The following is a 21304-nucleotide window of genomic DNA, read 5'->3' on the forward strand; positions in this document are numbered from 1 at the left end:
ACCGAAACCACCGTGCATGTGACCTATCGCGCCCTTGAAGCGGCGGATGCGCAACTGGTTGGCGTCAGCCCGATTGGCGGGCGCATTCCGGACTTGCAGTTGTACGTGCTCGACGACCAGCGCGAGCCGGTGCCGGTCGGCGTGGTAGGCGAGTTATACGTGGGCGGCGCGGGGGTTGCCCGTGGCTACCTGAACCGGCCGGAATTGAACGCCGAACGTTTTATCGCCGACCCGTTCAGCGGTCGCGCCGATGCGCGCCTGTACAAGACCGGTGACTTGGGGCGCTGGCTGGCGGACGGCAGCATTGATTACCTGGGGCGCAATGACGATCAGGTGAAAATCCGTGGTTTCCGCATCGAGCTGGGTGAGATCGAAGCGCGTCTGGCTGCCTGTGACGGTGTGCGCGAGGCGGTGGTGATTGCCCGTGAAGATGCCCCCGGAAACAAACGTCTGGTGGCCTATGTCATCGCCACCGATGGCGCGGAACCGTCGGCCGTCGAGTTGCGTACGCAGTTGCTGGTATCGCTGGCCGACTATATGGTGCCCAGCGCGTTCGTCATGCTTGAGCGCTTCCCCCTGACCACCAACGGCAAACTCGACCGCAAGGCCTTGCCGGCACCCGACGGCGATGCCCTGGCCCGTCGCGAATACGAGCGCCCTGAAGGTGACGTGGAGCAGACCCTTGCCGCACTCTGGCAAGAGTTGCTAGGCGTGGCGCGCGTGGGGCGCCACGACAACTTCTTTGAACTGGGTGGTCATTCGCTGCTGGCGGTCAAACTGATCGAACGCATGCGCCAGATCGACTTGAGCGCCGACGTGCGCGTGCTGTTCGGCCAGCCGACCCTGGCGGCGCTGGCGGCTGCCGTCGGTGGTCATCAGGCACTGGAGGTGCCGGCCAACCTCATTGGTCTGGACTGCCAACGCATTACCCCGGACTTGCTGCCCCTGGCCGACCTTGATCAGGCGGCCATCGACCGGATCGTTGCGACCGTGCCGGGCGGTGTGCGTAATGTGCAGGATATCTACAGCCTGGCGCCGTTGCAGGACGGCATGCTCTACCATCACCTGGCGGCGCCGCAAGGCGATGCCTATCTGCTGCATATGCTGTTCGCTTTTACCGGCCCGGAACCGGTGAACCTGTTGGCCAAGGCGCTGCAAAGCGTGATTGAACGCCACGATATCCTGCGCAGCAGCATCGCCTGGGAAGGGCTTGATGAGCCGGTGCAGGTCGTTTGGCGCCAGGCAACCCTGGGGCTGGAAGAAGTGGTGATCGACCCGGCGGACGGTGACGTGCTGGAGCAACTGCACAGCCGGTTCGATCCACGCCATTACCGTTTGGACCTGACCCGTGCGCCGCTGATGCACTTGGCCTACACCCAGGACAGCGCCAACCAGCGCTGGGTCGGCATCCTGCTGTTCCACCACATGATGCTCGACCATACGGCGCTTGAGGTGCTGATCGAAGAAGTCCAGGCCAGCCTGAAGGGCCATACCGAACAGTTGGCGCCGTCGATTCCCTATCGCAACCATGTGGCGCAGTCTCGCCTGGGCGCGGATCGACAGGCCCATGAAAGCTTTTTCGAGGGCATGCTCGGTGACATCGACGAGCCGACCTTGGCGTTCGGTCTGCGTGATGTGCAGGGCGACGGCAGTGGTGTCGAAGAAGCCCACCTGATGCTCGACAGCCAACTGAGCGGGCGCTTGCGCGAGCAGGCTCGCATGCTTGGCGTCAGCGCCGCCAGCTTGATGCACCTGGCCTGGGGCCAGGTGTTGGCGCAGATCGCCGGGCGTGACGACGTGGTCTTCGGTACGGTGTTGCTCGGCCGCCTGCAAGGCGGTGAAGGCGCCGGCCGTGCCTTGGGTCTATTCATCAACACCTTGCCGCTGCGCGTCAGCGTCGGAGGGCACGGTGCGCGCGAGGCGGTGCGTGTTACCCACGAACGCCTGTCGCAATTGCTCGCCCATGAACACGCGTCATTGTCCCTGGCCCAACAGTGCAGCGGCCTGCCGGCGGCGCAGGCGTTGTTCAATACCTTGCTCAACTACCGGCACAGTGCGCCGGTCGAGGCCACCCGCGCGGATATTGCCGCGTGGGATGGCATCCAGGCCCTGAGCATGGAAGAACGCTCCAACTACCCGCTGGTGTTGAACATCGATGATTTCGGCGCAGGCTTCCAACTCAATGCCCAGACGCTGGTGAAAATCGGTGCGCAACGGGTCTGCGGTTTTATGCAGATGGCCCTGGCGCACTTGATCACAGCGTTGGAACACACACCACAACGGGCGTTGAATCAGTTGTCGGTGCTGTCGGCCGCCGAGCGTGATGCCGTGTTGGTCGACGTCAACGCTACCACCGTGCATTACCCCGAGGCCCAGACCATCCACCGTCTGTTCGAGGCGCAGGTCGAGCGTCAGCCGGATGCCACGGCGGCGCGCCAGGGCGATCAGCACATTACCTATCGCCAGCTTAACCAGCGCGCCAATCAGTTGGCCCACCGCCTGCTCGAAGAGGGCGTACGTCCGGATGACCGGATCGCCATCTGCGCGCGCCGCAGCCTGGAAACCCTGGTCGGCCTGATGGCCATCCTCAAGGCCGGTGCGGCGTATGTGCCGATCGATCCGGCGCACCCGCAGGAGCGCATCACCTACCTATTGCAGGACTGCGCCCCGGTGCTGGTGCTGGCGCAATCGAACACGCGCTCGCTGCTGAGCCACACCGAACTGCCGGTGATCGAACTGGACAGCGATCAATGGCATCGCCGCCCGACGCTCAACCCGAGCGTGGTAGGCCTGACGCCGGCGAACCTGGCCTATGTGATCTATACCTCAGGCTCCACCGGCTTGCCCAAAGGCGTGATGGTGGAACACCGCACCCTGGAAAACCTGGTGCACTGGCATTGTCAGACTTTTAACCTGCACGTGGGCGGGCATAGCTCCAGCGTCGCCGGGTTCGGTTTTGATGCCATGGCCTGGGAAGTCTGGCCAGCTCTCTGCGTGGGGGCGACCCTGCACCTGCCACCCGCCAAGGAGGGCAGCGAGGACATCGACGCGCTGCTGCATTGGTGGCTGGCGCAGCCGCTGGATGTGAGCTTCCTGCCCACCCCGGTGGCGGAGTACGCGTTCAGCCAGCAGTTGCAACACCCGACCCTGAAAACCTTGCTGATCGGTGGCGATCGTCTGCGCCAGTTCAGCACGCTGCAGCGTTTTAACGTGGTCAACAACTATGGCCCGACCGAAGCCACGGTGGTCGCCACCTCCGGCCTGCTCGAAGCAGGCAAGGTCCTGCACATTGGCAAACCCATTGCCAACACTCAGGTCTACCTGCTCGACGAGCACCTCAAACCGGTGCCACAGGGTGTCGTCGGTGAGCTGTACATCGGAGGCGCCGGTGTGGCGCGCGGTTACCTGAACCGCCCGGAGATGACCGCCGAACGCTTCCTCAAGGACCCGTTCAGCCGGGATCCGCAGGCGCGCATGTACCGCACCGGCGACCTGGCGCGCTGGCTGGAGGACGGTACGCTGGACTATCAGGGCCGTAACGATGACCAGGTGAAAATCCGCGGTGTGCGGATCGAGCTGGGCGAAATCGAAACCTGCCTGGGCGAGCATCCGGACGTCAGTGAAGCTGTGGTGCTGGCCCGTGACGGGCGCCTGGTGGCGTATTTCACCGAGCACCAGGCCCTTGACCGTCAGGCTCTGCGCAGTTGGTTGCAGGCGCAATTGCCGGAGTACATGGTACCGACGGTGTATGTGCGCCTGGACAGCCTGCCGCTGACCGCCAACGGCAAACTCGACCGCAAGGCCCTGCCGATTCCCGATCAGGACGCCTTGCTCAGTCGCGGTTACGAAGCGCCCCAAGGCGAGGTGGAAATCGCCCTGGCGCAGATCTGGAGCCAGGTGCTCAAGGTTGAGCAGGTCGGGCGTGAGGACCACTTCTTTGAACTGGGCGGGCACTCGTTGCTGGCCATGCGCTTGATCTCCCAGGTGCGCCTGCACCTGGGCGTGGAGCTGGACCTGGCGGACCTGTTTGCACATCCGCAACTGATGGCTCTGGCCCAAGTGGTGGCCAAGGCCGGGCGCAGCAGCCTGCCGCCGATTCTGCCGGTGTCCCGCGAGGAGTCCTTGCCGCTGTCGTTTGCCCAGCAGCGCCTGTGGTTCCTGGCACAACTGGACAACGCCGGGGCGGCCTACAACATGCCGGTCGGCCTGGGCCTGCGCGGCGCGTTGGACGCTCTGGCGCTGGAGCGCGCACTGGCACAGATTGTCAGTCGCCACGAGGTGCTGCGCAGCGCCTTTGTGATGAATAACGATGAACCGCAACTGCTGATCACGGCGGTCGAGGGTTCATTTGTCCTGGAGCAGGATGACCTGCGCGATCAGGCCGATGCACCGCAGCGGTTGCAGGTGTTGACCGAACATGAAGCGTCGGCACCGTTCGACCTGGTCAATGGGCCGCTGCTGCGCGCGCGCCTGGTACGCCTGGGCGACGAGCACCATGTGTTGTTGCTGACCGTGCACCATATCGTCTCCGACGGCTGGTCGATGGGTGTGCTGAGCCGCGAAATGGTGGCGCTGTATGGCGCCTTCAGCCAGGGGCTGGCCAATCCGTTGCCACCGCTTGCGTTGCAATACGCCGACTTTGCCGTGTGGCAACGCCGTTGGTTGAGCGGCGAGGTCTTGCACAAGCAAAACCTGTATTGGCAGCAGACCCTGGCCGGTGCGCCGGCAATGCTGACCCTGCCCACCGACCGGCCACGTCCGGCGCAGCAGGATTTCTCCGGCGCAGTACTTGCATTGCAACTGGATGCGGAGTTGACCGAAGGCCTAAAGCGCCTGAGTCAACGACATGGCACCACGTTGTACATGAGCCTGCTGGCGGCATGGGGCGTGTTGTTAGGTCGCTGGTCCGGGCAGGATGAAGTGGTGATCGGCTCGCCTGTGGCCAACCGCAACCAGATTGAGCTGGAAGAGCTGATTGGCCTGTTCGTCAACACGCTGGCGCTGCGGATTGATACGTCGGGTGAACCGACGGTGCAAACGTTGCTGGCGCGGGTCAAGGCCCAGACGCTGGGCGCGCAGGCGCATCAGGACCTGCCGTTCGAACAAGTGGTGGACATCGTCAAGCCGGTGCGCAGCATGGCCTACAGTCCGGTGTTCCAGGCCATGTTGACCTGGCAGGGCAGTGAGGCGGGGGGCGCACCGGTAGTCGGCGACCTGGTAATGGAGGACGGTGGTCAGATCAACACGGCGGCGAAGTTCGACCTGTCCTTGGAATTAAGCGAAGCCCAGGGCCAGATCATTGGCTCCCTGAGCTACGCCACTGCGTTGTTCGATGAGGCGACCCTCAAGCGTCACCTGGGTTACTTCGAGCGCCTGTTGCAGGCGATGATTGTCGATGATCAGGGCGTCCTGGCCCGCGTACCGCTGCTTGATGAACACGAGCGTCAGCAGCAGTTGGCCGACCTAAGTGGTGTGTGCACGCCGCTCAACCCCGGCACCGTGCACAGTTTGTTTGAAGCGCAGGCCGTGCGCACGCCCGATGCGGTGGCGGTGCAGACCGGCGGTGCGGCGCTGACCTACCGTCAGCTTAACGAGCGTGCCAACCAGTTGGCCCACCATCTGCGTGAACTTGGCGTGCGGCCGGATGCGCGCGTGGCGATTTGCGTGGAGCGTAGCGCTGAGCTGATTATCGGTCTGCTGGCGATTCTCAAGGCGGGCGGCGCTTATGTGCCGATCGACCCGAACTACCCGCTGGAGCGCATTCACTACATGCTGCAAGACAGCGCCCCGGCGGCGTTACTGGTGCACGGCGTGACCGCACAATTGGCTGCTGCCGCGGGTCTGCCAGTCGTCGACCTCGACCGTGAGGACTGGCGCGGGCAAGCACTGGACAACCCGCAGGTGGTCGAGCTGAACGCGACACATCTGACCTACGTGATCTACACCTCGGGCTCCACCGGCCAGCCAAAAGGCGTGATGGTCGAGCACCAGGGCGTGGTCAACATGCTCGGCTGGTACCTCGAAGACGTCGGGCTGGACGCCCACGATGCGGTGTTGCTGCTGACGTCCCACAGTTTCGACCTGACCCAGAAAAACATCTTTGCCAGCCTGGCCGTCGGTGCCACCTTGCACCTGGCGGACAGCCCGTTTGACCCTTCGAGCATCGTGCGCCAGATCGGTGAGCAGGCGATCACCCATATCAATCTGGCACCGAGTGCGTTCTACGCGTTGATCGAGGCCGATCAACCGCAGGCCTTGAGCTGCCTGCGCCGGGTGGTCCTCGGCGGTGAGCCGATCAAACTGTCGCAGTTGGAGAAACTGCAGGCACCGCGTCCGCAATTCATCAACAGCTATGGCCCAACCGAATGCAGTGACGTGGTGGCCTGGCACACAGTCAATGCCGACCTTGACAGCTATGGGGCAGGGGATATTCCGCTGGGACGGCCGTTGCGCAATCTGACGCTCTACGTGCTGGATGCCTATGGGCAACAGGTACCCACCGGCAGTGTCGGCGAGCTGTACATCGGCGGCGCCGGCGTGGCGCGCGGTTACCTTAACCGCGAAGAACTGACAGCCGAGCGCTTCCTCGACGACCCGTTCACGGCCCAGGGCCGCATGTACCGCACCGGCGACCTGGCACGCTACCGCGCGGACGGCACCCTCGACTACCTGGGGCGCAATGACGACCAGGTCAAGATTCGCGGCCTGCGTATTGAACTCGGTGAAATCGAAGCACTGCTCGCTGCCCATCCCGAGGTGCTTGAAGCGGCAGTACTGGTGCGCGATGAGCGCCTGGTGGCTTACTTCACGCCGCAAGTGACGGGGCAGGCTCCACAGATCGAGGACCTGCGTACCTACCTGCAAAGCGAACTGCCGGAATACATGGTGCCGTCGGCCTATGTTCAACTGCTGACACTTCCGCTGAGCCCTAACGGCAAGCTGGATCGCAAAGCGCTGCCGGCGCCGGGGCTCGATGCGGTGGTCAGCGGGGTGTATGAAGCGCCCGAGGGCCAGATTGAAACTACGTTGGCGCAGATCTGGCAGGACCTGCTGGGGCTTGAGCAGGTGGGCCGCCAGGGGCATTTCTTTGAGTTGGGCGGGCACTCGCTGTTGGCGATGCGCCTGATTTCCCAGGTGCGCCAGCGCCTGGGCGTGGAATTGGCCCTGGCCGAGTTGTTTGCCCACCCGCATCTGGCGGCGTTGGCCCAGGTGTTGGCCCTGGCGGCACGCAGCACCTTGCCGGCGATCTTGCCTGTGCCCCGGGACCAGGATTTGCCATTGTCATTTGCCCAGCAACGTTTGTGGTTCCTGGCGCAGATGGAAGGCGCCAGCACGGCCTACAACATGCCGATCGCCTTGGGGCTGCGCGGTCACTTGGATGCCCAAGCACTGGAGCGTGCCCTGGCCACGATTGTGGCGCGTCACGAAGCGCTGCGCAGCCGGTTTGTGCAACACAACAATGAGCCGCTGGTGCGTATCGATCCGGTCGAGCAGGCGTTCGCGCTGCTGCGCCTGGACGTGGACAGCGATGCTGCCCTGCAGGTACACGTCAGCAATGAGGCCCTTGAACCGTTCGACCTGGAGCAGGGGCCGTTGATTCGCGCGCGTTTGTTGCAGCGCGCCGCCGATCATCATGTGCTGTTGCTGACCATGCACCACATCGTTTCCGATGGTTGGTCGATGGGTGTGTTGACCCGTGAATTGATGGCACTGTATGAAGCGTTCCGCCTGGGTCAGGCCGACCCACTGCCGCCGCTGGCCCTGCAATACGGCGATTTTGCCGTGTGGCAACGGCGCTGGTTGAGTGGTGAGGTTCTGCAGCAACAAAGCCAGTACTGGCAGCATGCGCTGGCGGATGCGCCGGCCTTGCTGATGTTGCCCACCGACCGCCCACGGCCGGCCCGGCAGGACTACAGCGGTGCGACCTTGAGCCTGTTACTCGACGTCAACTTGACCTCTGGGCTCAAGGCCTTGAGTCAGCGTCACGGCACCACGTTGTACATGACCATGATGGCGGCGTGGGGCGCATTGCTTTGCCGTCTGTCTGGTCAGGATGAGGTGGTAATCGGCTCGCCGGCCGCCAACCGCATGCGCGCAGAAGTCGAAGGGCTGATTGGTCTGTTCGTCAACACCCTGGCGGTGCGCATCGGTGCAGGCGAAGACTTGACGGTGGCAGCGTTGCTGGCCCACGCCAAGGACCGTACCCTGGCGGCGCAGGCCCATCAGGACTTGCCCTTCGAGCAAGTGGTGGAGGTGCTCAAACCGGCGCGCAGCCTGGCCCACAGTCCGGTGTTCCAGACCCTGTTGACCTGGCAGAACAGTGACGGTCCGAGCCTGATGATGGGCGACTTGCAGTTCGAAGGGGTCGGTGAGGCCAGCAGTTTTGCCAAGTTCGACCTGTCCCTGGACCTCAGCGAAGTGCAGGGCCACATTGCCGGGGCCCTGGAGTACGCCACGGCGCTGTTCGACGAGGTCACCCTGCAACGTTACCTGGGGTATTTCGAGCGTCTGCTGCAGGCGATGGTCGCTGACGACCAGGCATTGCTGGCACACATTCCCTTGCTCGATGAAGGTGAGCGCGACTACCTGCTCCACGACCTCAACGACACCCATGCGGCCTATCCGCAGGACAGCACCATTCACCAACTGTTCGAAGCCCAGGTCGAGGCGCGTCCGCACGCCATCGCCGTGGCGTTCGAACAGCAGCGCATCAGTTATGCCGAACTGAACCGTCAGGCCAATCGCCTGGCGCACCACCTGATCGGCCTGGGCATCGGCCCGGATGACCGCGTGGCGATTTGCGCCGAGCGTGGCGATGAGGTGCTGGTGGGCCTGCTCGGGGTACTCAAGGCAGGCGCCGCCTATGTGCCGCTGGACCCCAATTACCCGCCGGAGCGCCTGGCCTACATGATCGCCGACAGCACGCCGTCGGCAGTACTGACCCAACGCGCATTGCAGGACCGGCTGCCGGCCCTGGCGATCCCGCAGGTGTTGCTGGATGAGCCGCGCAGCGGTGCCGAGCACAATCCGCAGGTGCCGGGCCTGACTGCCCGTCACTTGGCGTATGTGATTTACACGTCGGGCTCCACCGGTAATCCCAAAGGGGTGATGATCGAACACCGCGGGCTGGTCAACTACAGTCTGGACGCCGCGCGCCTGTTCGGCTTGACCACACTGGACACGGTGTTGCAGCAGAACACCCTGAACTTCGACCTGTCGGTGGAGGAGATCTTCCCGGCCTGGCTGGCAGGTGCGACCCTGGCGCCAAGCCGCCATGTGTTTGGCACCGAAGCCGCGCGGGACCCGGCGATCACGCCGACCTTCCTGCACCTGACGGCGGCGCACTGGCACACCCTGGCCGCCGAATGGCACCACACCCCGCAACAGGCCCAGGAGCATTTGCGCCATGTGCGGTTGATCAACGTGACCGGTGATGCGTTGTCGGCGCAGAAATTGAAGCTGTGGGACGAGGTTCGTCCAGCCCATACCCGACTGATCAACACCTATGGTCCGACTGAAGCGACGGTGTCCTGCACCACCGCCTATGTGACCCACACTGGCGATACCACTGGCAACACGACCATCGGTAAACCGATGGCCAACACCCGTATCTACCTGCTGGACAGCCAGCAGCAACCGGTACCGTTCGGTGTGGCGGGGGAGATTTTCATCGGTGGTGACGGTGTTGCCCGTGGGTATCTGAACCTCGACCTGATCAGCGCCGAGCGCTTTCTCGCCGATCCATTCAACGACGCGCCGGGTGCGCGGATGTACAAGACCGGTGACCTGGCGCGTTACTTGGCGGATGGTTCAATTGAGTACCTGGGTCGCAACGACTTCCAGGTCAAGGTGCGCGGCTTCCGTATTGAATTGGGCGAGATCGAATCGCGCCTCGGCAACTGCGCCGGGGTCAAGGAGGCGGCGGTGATCGCCCGTGAAGACCGTCCTGGCGAGAAGCGCCTGGTGGCCTACGTGGTGCCGCACACCGGGGTCAGCCTGACGGCGGCCGGACTGCGCAGCTACCTGGCTCCGTTGCTGGCCGAGTACATGATCCCGTCGGCTTTCGTGACCCTCGACGCGTTGCCGCTCACGCCCAACCGCAAACTGGACCGCAAGGCGTTGCCGGCACCGGATCAGTCGGCGGTGGCCAGCCGCGATTACCAAGCTCCCGAGGGACGCATCGAGCGCAGCCTGGCGATGATCTGGGCGCAGGTCCTGCAACTGGAGCAGGTCGGTCGGCATGACAACTTCTTTGAACTCGGCGGCCATTCGCTGCTGGCGGTCAAACTGGTGGAGCGCATGCGCCAGGAGGACCTGCGGGTTGACGTCGGTGCCTTGTTTACCCACCCGACCCTCGCCGGGTTGGCCAAGGTCGTGGGCAGCAGCCGTGCGCTGGTGATCCCGGCTAATGGCATCACCGCCGAGTGTCAACGCATCACACCGTCCATGCTGCCGCTGGCCAGCCTCAGCCAGGATGAAATCGACAGCCTCGTTGCCGGTGTGCCGGGCCAACTGGCCAACGTGCAAGACATCTATGGCATGACGCCGTTGCAGGAAGGCATCCTCTATCACCACTTGCTGGCCGACGAGGGCGACCTGTACCTGGAGCAGGCGTCGTTCAATTTCGACAGCCGTGAGCGCCTCGAGGCGTTTGCCAAGGCCTTGCAAGGCGTGGTTGAGCGCAACGACATCCTGCGTTCCACGATGCGTTGGGAGGGTTTGAGCGAGCCGGTGCAGGTGGTGTTGCGTCATGTGCCGTTCGTGCTGGAGGAGATCAGCCTGGAAGGCGATGGCGAGGCCGGTGCGCAACTGCGTGAGCGCTTCAACCCGCAGCATTTCCGCATGGACTTGCGCGATGCACCGCTGATGCGCCTGGTGTGTGCCTATGATGGGCCGCAACAGCATTGGTCCGCGTTGCTGATGTTCCATCACATGCTGTTCGACCACGTCGCCATGGACATTTTGCAATACGAGTTGCAGGCGTTCCTCACAGGCCAGGACGCTCGCTTGAATGCGCCGGTGCCGTACCGCAACTACGTGGCCCAGGCGCGCCTGGGCATGACCGAGCAGGAGCATGAAGCGTTCTTCAGCGCGATGCTGGCGGACATCGACGAACCGACCCTGCCGTTCGGCCTGCACAATGTGCAAGCCGGTGGTGCCCTGGAACTGGCACAGCTGTTGGTGGAGGAGGGCCTCGGCCAGCGCCTGCGCAGTTGTGCCCGGCAACTGGGGGTGAGTGCCGCGAGCCTGATGCATGTGGCCTGGGCCCAGGTATTGGCGCATGTCTGTGGCCAGGATGACGTGGTGTTTGGCACCGTGCTGATGGGCGGCATGCAGGGCGGCGAACGCGCCCTTGGGCTGTTTATCAACACCTTGCCACTGCGTGTCGGCGTCGGTGCCGAAGGTGCACAGGCCGGGGTCAAGGCTACGCATGCACGCTTGAGCACGCTGTTGAGTCATGAGCACGCCTCTCTTGCCCTGGCACAACGTTGCAGTGGCGTGGCCGCGCCCGCACCGCTGTTCAGTGCCTTGCTCAACTACCGGCACAGTGCAGGCACCGCCTCAAGTGAAGACATGGCCGTATGGGCCGGTATCCAGGCCCTGGGCGGTGAAGAGCGGAGCAACTACCCACTGTCGCTGGACATCGACGACTTCGGCCAGGCCTTTGCCCTGAGCGTCCAGGTTAGCCCGGACGTCGGCGCGCAGCGGGTGTGCGCCTACATGCACGCTGCGCTGGACAGCCTGGTGGACGCCCTGGAGCGCACGCCGGACGCGTCGCTGAGCAGCCTGGAGATTCTGCCGCTGACCGAGCGCCGCCAAGTGTTGCTGGACTTCAACCAGACCCGCACGACCGACGTACAGGATCAACTGATCCATGAACTATTCGAGCGGCAGGTGCTGCGCAACGCAGACGCGGTAGCGCTGGAGTTCGACGGTCAGTCGTTGAGTTACGGCGAGTTGAATGCCCAGGCCAATCAGTTGGCCCACCATTTGATCGCCCTCGGCGTGCAGCCCGATGACCGTGTGGCCATCGCCCTGGAGCGCGGCGTCCAGATGATCGTGGCAGTGCTCGCGAGCCTGAAGGCTGGCGCCGCTTATGTGCCGCTCGACCCGGCCTACCCACCGCAGCGCCTGGCGTTCATGCTGGCAGACAGCGCGCCGCGGGTATTGCTCAGCGAGTACGCGGTACTGCCGTTGCTCGGTGCATTGCCGCAGGCTTTGCAGGTGGTGACCTTGAACAGTGCGCTGCAGCCTTGGCGTGAGCTGGGCGAGCACAATCCGCTCGCGGCAGAGTTGGGGCTCGGCAGCGAACACTTGGCCTACGTGCTCTATACCTCCGGTTCCACCGGTACGCCTAAAGGCGTGATGATCGAACATGCGGGGCTGTGCAACGAGATCCGCGCGATTCGCGGTTTGACTGGCCTGACGGCGGGGGATCGCACGCTGCAATTTGCGACCATTAACTTCGACGCCTCCATTGAGGAGATCTTTGGCGCACTGACCTGCGGCGCGACCCTGGTCGTGCGCAGTGCAGCTTGGTTGACCGATGCCGCTCAATTCTGGGCATTGGCGGCGCAGGCGCGTTTGTCGGTGATCAGCCTGCCTACGCGCTTCTGGCAGGGCCTGGCGGACGATCACGCGAGTGCTATTCCGGCGTCGGTGCGGGTGATTGTGGTCGGTGGCGAAGAGCTGAGTCCGGAAGCGGTGCAGCGCTGGTTCCTGCGCAGTGGGCACACGCCACGCTTGCTCAATACCTATGGCCCGACCGAAGCCACGATTATCGCGACCGCCAATGAGGTGTTTGCGGCCAACCCGCATCCGCGTGCAATCGGGCGTCCGATCGCCAACACCCGGGTGTATGTGCTGGATGCCCATGGTCATCCGACCGGGTTGGGGGTGGCCGGCGAGATTCATATCGCCGGTGCCGGTATCGCCCGGGGTTATCTCAACCAGCCGCAACTGAGCAGCGAGCGCTTCTTGGCCGACCCGTTCAGCGACGTGCCGGGCCGCCTGTATAAAACCGGCGACCTGGGCCGCTGGCTGCCGGATGGCACCCTGGAGTACCTGGGCCGTAACGATGACCAAGTGAAAATCCGTGGGTTCCGCATCGAGCTGGGTGAAGTCGAGAGTGCGCTGCTGGCCTGTGAAGGTGTGCGCGCGGCGGTGGTCATGGCTCGCGACGACAGTGAGGGGCAGGTCAGCGGCAAGCAGTTGGTGGCCTACCTGTGCGGTACGCCGGGTACGGTCGAAGAACTGCGCGAAGAGCTGCTGACCCACCTGCCGCAGTACATGCTGCCCAGTGCCTATGTACAGTTGGACAACCTGCCGGTGACGCCGAACGGCAAGCTGGACCGCAAGGCCCTGCCTGCACCTGAGCAGGTGATGCTCAGCCGCGACTATGAGGCTCCGGCGGATGCGCTGGAAGAACGCCTGGCGACCCAATGGGCCCTGGTGTTGAAACTGACGCGGGTCGGGCGTCATGACAGTTTCTTTGAAATGGGCGGGCATTCCTTGCTGGCTATTCGTCTGGTGAGCCTGTTGGCCCAGTTCGATGTGCAGGTGACGTTGGCGGAGTTGTTTCAGCATGCCAGCGTCGCGTCGATGGCTGCGCTGTTACGTATGCGCACCGATGCGCCGGTGCCGGAGCAAGGCCTCGTCACCGTGCGTGCCGGGGGCACGCAGGCGCCGTTGTTCCTGGTGCATGAGTTCAGTGGCTTGAATGTGTATTTCCCGGCGCTGGGCCAGCACCTGGATGCCGACATTCCGGTGTACGGCCTGGAGGGCGTCGCCTGGGGCGAACCGCAGTTGCAGACCATGGAATGCCTGGCGGCTCGGCATATCGACATCATGCGCGGGGTCCAGCCGCACGGTCCGTACCGCCTGGCCGGTTGGTCGTTCGGCGGGGTACTGGCATACGAAATCGCGGCGCAGTTGATTGGTATGGACGAGGAGGTCGCGTTCCTCGGCCTGCTCGATACCCATGTGCCGCGTCTGGTGGATCAGGGCAAAGCGCGCTGGTCGACGGCCCATGCTCACAGTTTGCATCTGCTGGAACAATGCCGTGCCTTCTGTCAGGTCCAGGTGCCGGTGGACAGCCACGCACTGGCGACACTGGCACAGCTGGAGTACGAAGCCGAGCACTTGGACTTCGACTGCCTGTGGCAGCGCTGCCGCGACGCCGGCTTGCTGCAGCCGCAGTTGGCGGCACTGCCACGTGAAGCGTTGTGGGCCTACCTGGACCGTGAGGTTGCCCACGGCCATGCGCAGGCCCATTACAGCCTGTTCCCGCTGAACATCCCGGTGCATCTGTTTACCGCCGAACAGCGTATGGACGATGCCTCGCGCAGCAGCGAAACCCTGGGCTGGGGTCAGATTGTGCCGGCCACGTTGCTGCAACGCATTGATGTACCGGGCGATCACCAGAGCATGATGCAGGCACCGCATATCGCGGCGTTGGGCAAGGCCATCGGTGCAGCTCTGAATGCCACACGATCGGCGTCGGCCAAGGCGCCGTATCAGCCGGTGTTGACAATCCAGAGCGGGCAGGCGGGGCGGGCACCGATCTTCTGCATTCCGGGAGCCGGCGACAGCGTCACCGGTTTTATCGGCCTGACCGATGCGTTCGGACCGACCTGGCCGATCCATGGCCTGCAGCCCCGTGGGCTGGATGCCAAGGCGGTGCCCCATAGCCGCGTGGAATCGGCGGCGCAGGCCTATCTGGTTGCGTTGGAACAGCAATGCCCAAGCGGGCCCGTACATCTGCTGGGGCATTCTTTCGGCGGCTGGGTGGCATTCGAGATGGCTCTGCGCCTGCAGGCCCAGGGGCGTGAAGTGCTGTCCTTGAGCTTGATCGACAGTGAGGCGCCCGGCGGCGCTGGCGTGGCCGGTAAGCCCTACACGGCGACTGGCGTATTGCAGCGCCTGATCGAAACCATGCAACTGGCAGCCGGCAAGCCTTTCGGAATTGATCCGCAGGCATTTGTCGGTCTGGACGAAGCGGCTCAACGGGTGGCGTTGCACAGCGCCATGGTGCAGGTCGGCATGCTCTCTGCGCGCTCGACACCTGAAGTGATGTACGGACCGGCGCGTGCATTCGGTGCCGCGTTGCGTACGGTTTACCAGCCACGCCAGCGCTACAGCGGCCAGATTCGTCTGGTGTTGGCCGATGATCCGACCCTGGATGTACAGGGCAATCAGCGTGAGCAGGCGGGCATGATCGAGGGCTGGAGCCGGCACACCGATCACCTGGAAACCTGGTACGGCCCAGGCAACCATTTCACCCTGCTCAAGGCGCCGCATGTTTACAGCCTGGCGTCCTGGTGGCACGACGGGTTGGTCATACCGGTTGGCAAGGTGACCTCATGATGTGTGGCAGAGGGGGAGTCGGCACGGGCGCTTGCGCCCTTACCTGAAGCGAACATTCACGCAACTTAGCGCGAGCCCGGCCACAGGTCGGGCCTACCTTTCAACGTATTAGTGGTCATCTATGGAAAAGTCGAAGTTTCGCAAGGTTTTCTGGGGCGTGGGTCTGGCTGTCGTGGCCGGGATGATTGTTTATTCGGTGCAATCACCGGCCGAGCCACCACAGTATTTGACCGCCAAGGTCGAGCGGGGCGAGATCGAGAACTCGGTGCTGGCCACCGGGATTTTGCAGGGAGTCAAGCAGGTGGACGTCGGCGCGCAGATCTCCGGCCAATTGAAGTCACTGAAGGTCAAGCTCGGCGATAAGGTCAAGAAGGGCCAGTGGTTGGCGGAGATCGACCCATTGGTGCTGCAGAACGCCCTGCGCCAGGCCCAGGTCAATGAAGAAAATCTGGAGGCCCAACGCAAGGCCACGGCGGCGCAGGTTGCCCAGACCAAATCGGTATGGGAGCGCTACAACAAGCTGCAATCGGATGCCGCGATCTCCCGGCAGGATTTCGAGACCGCCGAATCCAATTACTTGGTGCAGAGTGCCAACCTGGTGGCCCTGGATGCCCAGCTGAAGAATGCGCGTATCCAGATCGATACCGCCAAGGTCAACCTGGGCTATACCCGCATCGTCGCGCCGATTGATGGTGATGTGGTCGGCATCGTCACCCAGGAAGGCCAGACTGTGATCGCCGAGCAACTGGCGCCCGTGCTGCTGAAACTGGCGGACCTGGACACCATGACCATTAAGGCTCAGGTGTCGGAGGCTGATGTGATTCATATCCAACCGGGTCAAGAGGTGTATTTCACCATCTTGGGAGAAGCCAACAAACGCTACTACGGCAAGCTGCGCGGAACTGAACCGGCCCCGCAGAACTACTTGGACACCCAGGCCGCGGGTACCACCAAACAGAACACGGCGGTGTTCTACAACGCCTTGTTCGATGTGCCCAACCCTGAACACCGCCTGCGTATTTCGATGACCGCCCAAGTGCGGATCGTGCGGGACACCGCCAAGGATGTGCTGATGATGCCGGTGGCGGCACTGGGCAAGCGCAATGCCGACGGCTCGTACGTGGTGCGCGTGGTTGACGAGACCGGTCACGCCCAGGAACGCAACGTGCAGGTGGGGATCAACAACAACGTCAAGGCGCAGATCAAGGATGGCCTGGTGGAAGGCGACAAGGTCGTCATCGGTGATCCGTCGCCTGTCGTGGCGGGAGTCTGACAATGACCCAAGCATTGTTGGAGCTTAAAGGCATCAGCCGCAGCTTTGTGGCGGGTGAGAAGGCCTTCATGGCCCTCAAGGATGTCAGCCTGACCATCAACGCCGGGGAAATGGTGGCTATCACCGGCGCCTCGGGGTCGGGCAAGTCGACGCTGATGAATATCCTCGGTTGCCTGGACTACGCCACTGACGGCAGTTACACCATCAGTGGCCGTGAAACCCGCGACCTGGCGGATCAGGAGCTGGCGGAGCTGCGCCGTGATCACTTCGGCTTCATCTTCCAGCGCTACCACTTGCTGCCGCACTTGAGCGCCATGCATAACGTCGAGATGCCGGCGATCTACGCGGGCGTTTCGGAAGGTGAGCGCCACAGCCGCGCCAAAGAGTTGTTGGCGCGACTTGGCCTGGCCAATCACCTGGTCAACCGCCCCAGCCAGTTGTCCGGCGGCCAACAGCAACGGGTGAGTATCGCGCGGGCCTTGATGAACGGCGGTGAGGTGATACTGGCCGATGAACCGACCGGTGCCCTCGACACCGCCAGCGGCAAGGAGGTGATGAACATCTTGCTGGAGCTGCACGCGGCGGGGCACACGGTGATCATCGTGACCCACGATGCCAAGGTTGCGGCGAATGCCGAGCGCATTATCGAGATGCGCGACGGCGAAGTCCTCAGTGACCGGGTCAATGAACGTGCGGGGGTCGAGGTGGCGCCGCCGGCCTCCACCACGATCAAGGCCAAACCAGGGCGGCGTCTGGTGGCGAGCCTGGGGCTGTTCAAGGAAGCCTTTGTGATGGCCTGGGTCGCGCTGATTTCGCACCGCATGCGCACGTTGTTGACCATGCTCGGCATCGTGATCGGTATCACATCGGTGGTGTCGATCGTGGCCATCGGCGAAGGCGCCAAGCGTTATGTACTCAGTGATATCCAGGCGATCGGTAGCAACACCATTGATATCTATCCGGGCAACGACTTTGGCGACAGCCATGCCTCGGCCATCGAGACCCTGGTGTTGTCCGACGTTACCGCCCTCAGCGAGTTGCATTACATCGACAGCGCTACGCCCAACGCCGGGCGCAATCTGTTGCTGCGCTTTGGCAATATCGATGTGGATGCCACGGTTAACGGTGTGAGTGCCAGCTCGTTCCAGGTCCGCGGGATCAAGATTGCCGAAGGCATTACGTTCAGCCAGGACGACGATACACGCCAGGCCCAGGTGGTGGTAATTGACCACAACACTCGCAACCGCTTGTTCGGCCCCAATGTCGAGGCGCTGGGTCAGATCATCCTGGTGGGGAACCTGCCGTGCACGGTGATTGGGGTGGCGGCGGACAATAAAAACATCTTCAACACCAGCAAGGCACTGAATGTCTGGGTGCCGTACGAAACCGCTGCCGGGCGTCTGTTGGGCCAGCGTTACCTGGATAGCATCACGGTGCGGATCAAGGATGGGCAGCCGAGCAAAGTAGTGGAAGACAACGTGGTCAAACTGATGGAGCAGCGCCACGGTACCAAGGACTTCTTCACCTACAACCTCGACAGCATCATGCAAACGGTGCAGAAGACCAGTCAGTCGCTGGCCCTGCTGCTGTCGCTGATTGCGTTGATTTCCCTGGTGGTGGGCGGCATCGGTGTGATGAATATCATGCTGGTGTCGGTGACCGAACGGACGCGGGAAATTGGCATTCGCATGGCGGTGGGCGCGCGTCAGTCGGACATTCGCCAACAGTTCCTGGTGGAAGCGGTGATGGTCTGCCTGATCGGCGGGGTGATTGGTATCTCATTGTCGTTCGGCATCGGCTTTGTGTTTTCCCTGCTGATCAAGGAATGGCAGATGGTGTTTTCCCTGGAGTCCATTGTCACCGCGTTCGTGTGTTCAAGCCTGATTGGCATCATCTTCGGCTTTGTACCGGCCCGCAATGCGGCGCGACTGGATCCGATCGAAGCCCTCGCGCGGGATTGAGGCGCCCATGAAAAAGCCCGCCACCGGTGACGGTTGGCGGGCTTTTTTGCGGCCGCTGGTCAAGCAGACTGGCCGACCACCTGCAAGCGGTGCGCCGTGGCAGTGCTGATTGCGTCTTCCAAGCGGTCGAGTACGCTACCCACCTGGGCTTCGGTGATGGTCAGGGCGGGCAGGAAACGCAGGACTGAACCGTGACGACCGCCGGTTTCTATAATCAGGCCATTATCGAAGCAATTGAGCTTGATCGCCCGTGCCAGCGTGCCGTCGCCCAGGCCCGCCCGGCCATCCACTCGCGACTTGGTGATCTCGACGCCGATCATCAGGCCACGGCCACGCACATCGGCGATCGACTCATGACGCCGGGCGATCTCTTTCAGACCGGCAAGCAGTTGTGCCCCGCGTGCAGCCGCGTGTTCAACCAGGCCGGTCTGGCGGATATGGCGCATGGTGGCGCGCCCGGCGACCATGGCGATCTGATTGCCGCGGAACGTGCCGGCATGCATGCCGGGGCCCCAAGTGTCGAGGTGTTCGGCGTAGACAATCACCGACAGCGGGTAGCCGCCACCGATCGCCTTGGACAGTACCAGGATGTCGGGGACGATACCGGCATGTTCGATGGCAAAGGTGCTGCCGGTACGGCCCAGGCCGGTCTGCACTTCGTCGATGATCAGCACAATGCCCAACTCGCGGGTGATCTCGCGTAATCCACGCAGCCACTGGGCCGAGGCGGGAATGCAGCCGCCTTCACCTTGCACCACTTCGACGAGCACAGCGGCGGGGCGGGTGACGCCGCCTTCCGGGTCCGAGAGCACGGTGCGAATATAGTCGATCGACAGTTGATCCGTCTGCTCGCCATCAGTGCCGAACGGGCAACGGAAGCGGTACGGATAGGGCAGGAAGTGGGTGTTTTGCGCGGTGACGTTGGGGATGCCTTTGGGGTTGAGATTGCCCATGGCCGACAGGGCGCCGGCCGTCATGCCGTGATAGCCGCCGTGAAAGGCCATCAGCGCTGAGCGTTTGGTGTAATGGCGCGCCAGTTTGATCGCTGCTTCCACTGCGTCCGAGCCGCTGGGGCCGCAGAACAGAATCTTGCTGGAGTCGCGCATGGCAGCCGGTAATTGGGAAAACAGTTCCTGCACAAACGCATGTTTGGCCGGTGTGGCGAGGTCCAGGGCTTGTTGCAGTTGGTCGGTGCCAAGGAAGTCCAGCACCGCTTCTTTGACGGCGGGCGGATTGTGGCCCAGAGCCAGGGTGCCAGCGTTGGCCAGGCAGTCGAGGTATTCCTTGCCTTGGGCATCCTTGACCCATACACCGTTGCCGCTGACGAACAGGCGCTGGAAAGTGGCTGCATAGGTGCGTGCATTTGACTCGACGTTCTTCAGATAACTTAGCTCTTCCATAATCATGCACTCATCGGCCGCGGCAAAGCGCAGCGCTGGATAGTTGATGGAACAAGAGGCGGCGTGCCGTTAATAACGACAGGCTCTTTAAGACGGTAAACGGCGGGTCGGTTATATGACCGTATTACTGTCGTAGTGGCAAAGAAACCCAGCCGAAAATTAGCTGAACAGCCTATGAAGTGAGCACTGTTAAGTTAACTTATGACCCTGATTAGTTTGAAGGAAGGCGGCAGCGATCGCTATCGGTTCAGGCGCGGGATGTCCCTGAAATCTATGTCACGCCAGGTGGCGTAGAAACAGAAGTTTGCACAGGCGCTTGAACCGTGAACGTTGCATTTGAAAGGCAGCGCGAGAACTAGGTTGCTGAAGTTGCAATGATAAATGAATAAATAAGGTATTACTGTTGCAAACTTGCAACGGCCGGACTGCCTGGATTGGCATGCATCCAACGGATCAGCGAATGACGTCCACTGATGCCCATTTTGATGACGGCGCGCTTCAAGTAGCTTTCCACGGTGTTGACTTTGAGCGCCAGTGCTTCAGCCAGCTCAGGTGCAGTGCGCCCCGCCAAAAGGCCGGTGCAGATTTCCTTTTCGCGATTGGACAGTCTCAAGCCTGATTGCAGCAGGCGAGCCTCAAAACGCTGGTGAAGGGAATCGATGTCCCGGTTTTGCGGGACAAGTCGCTCAGTGGCGATATTTTTGTCGAGCATGCCTTGTGGATTTATCGCGTTAATGTGTTTCTCTACCAACGCCAGCAGCAGCAAGGAGAAGTCCTTGAGGATTATCTGCTCTTGCGTCGAGAAGTTATCGACGTGCGCGCGATAGAACGAAATTATATAAAAGTATTCTTTTTTGCGTGATTTGAGATGCAACTGGGAGCTGAAGGTGATAGGCGCCGAGCCCTGTTTGACCCCCGTGTTAACCGGCGATGAAAAGTCGGCCATGCGTTGAACAAGGGCGCGCTCGCTCATCAGAGGGGCGGGGGGTAATGCAGGTGTTTTTTGTTGATCCAATTCAATCAACGAAGACATGCGCTCGGGGCTCAGGATCTCTGCGCCCAGGCCGTTGGATTCTGTGTATGCCCCCTCAGCGCCCTTTACGCGTATGTGCGTAATGTGTGTGGCATCCACGGGCACTTTGGTGAGTACCAGATCATGCAGAAACCGCGAGAAATTACGGCTACCTGTACTGGCGATGACTTTACCGATAAGGGGGAACAGGGTTTGAGAGTTCATCATTTCACCGTCATGTTTCGAGTTGAGAATTGTCAGAGAGGTTGGGTGAGAGTGATTGGCGCAAGCC

At 62.5% G+C, this 21304-nt stretch carries 5 protein-coding genes; 3 read left to right on the forward strand and 2 right to left on the reverse strand.

Annotation, left to right across the window (positions count from 1 at the left end; translation table 11 throughout):
• The 3 genes from BFL40_RS30155 to BFL40_RS30165 all read left to right on the forward strand — a co-directional run.
• A partial coding sequence (locus BFL40_RS30155; RefSeq protein WP_071487372.1) for a non-ribosomal peptide synthetase occupies positions 1-15366 on the forward strand: 15366 nt, incomplete at its 5' end.
• Between the two features lie 121 nt (positions 15367-15487).
• Complete coding sequence (macA, locus tag BFL40_RS30160) at positions 15488-16639, forward strand: macrolide transporter subunit MacA (RefSeq protein WP_071487373.1); 1152 nt, start codon at positions 15488-15490, stop codon at positions 16637-16639.
• 2 nt (positions 16640-16641) lie between these two features.
• Positions 16642-18600: a MacB family efflux pump subunit gene (locus BFL40_RS30165; protein WP_071487374.1), complete on the forward strand. Its 1959-nt coding sequence runs from the start codon at positions 16642-16644 to the stop codon at positions 18598-18600.
• A gap of 59 nt (positions 18601-18659) precedes the next feature.
• Here BFL40_RS30165 and BFL40_RS30170 read toward each other — a convergent pair whose 3' ends face one another.
• A complete protein-coding gene (locus tag BFL40_RS30170) occupies positions 18660-20000 on the reverse strand; it encodes a diaminobutyrate--2-oxoglutarate transaminase family protein (protein WP_071487375.1) in 1341 nt (446 codons plus the stop codon).
• 397 nt (positions 20001-20397) lie between these two features.
• Positions 20398-21237: a helix-turn-helix transcriptional regulator gene (locus BFL40_RS30175; protein WP_071487380.1), complete on the reverse strand. Its 840-nt coding sequence runs from the start codon at positions 21235-21237 to the stop codon at positions 20398-20400.
• Positions 21238-21304 lie beyond the last annotated feature (67 nt).

Origin of the sequence: Pseudomonas costantinii, from assembly GCF_001870435.1 — a bacterium.
GTDB lineage: Bacteria > Pseudomonadota > Gammaproteobacteria > Pseudomonadales > Pseudomonadaceae > Aquipseudomonas > Aquipseudomonas costantinii.